The organism is Telluria sp. AZSoR62 (assembly GCF_058111565.1).
Genome location: NZ_JBYTST010000115.1, coordinates 1 through 401, shown reverse-complemented (window position 1 = coordinate 401; position 401 = coordinate 1). Strand labels below are relative to the sequence as shown.

The 401-nt window shown below is 55.1% G+C and carries 1 protein-coding gene; it reads right to left on the bottom strand.

What is annotated here, in order from left to right:
• On the bottom strand, window positions 1-401 hold a 401-nt coding region (locus AC3XQU_RS23125; protein ID WP_489876497.1), incomplete at both ends, for a hypothetical protein.

The window sequence follows — 401 nt, the reverse complement described above, 5'->3', positions numbered from 1 at the left end:
AATCAGCAGCCCAAGCTGGGGGTTGGCTGCGCGGCCTTCCAGGATCGAGCGGCGAGCGGATAACCGGCGCTTGATCTGAGCAATTTCGCCTGCCAACGAAAGAATGAGCGTGCCTGATTCCCCCGGCAATGTTTCAGCCTTGAGCGTGAGCGTCCTTGATTCCTTGTCAAAATCAGATACCTCGAAATTCGTCTTCACCTTCACCTTCGCCTTCGCGTCTTGTCGCTCATTGCGTTGGGCAGGTTTTTCGTTCTCCATGGCTCGTTCGATTCCGCTCGCGAAATCCTTGAAACGCAGGGATTCGTCTCTCAGGTAATCGGGTAGTTCGTCAATCATCTTGACTTCGGGCACCACCCCCCCTGCCAATGCACTCAAGGCAGCATCGCTGGCTTGGGAAATAC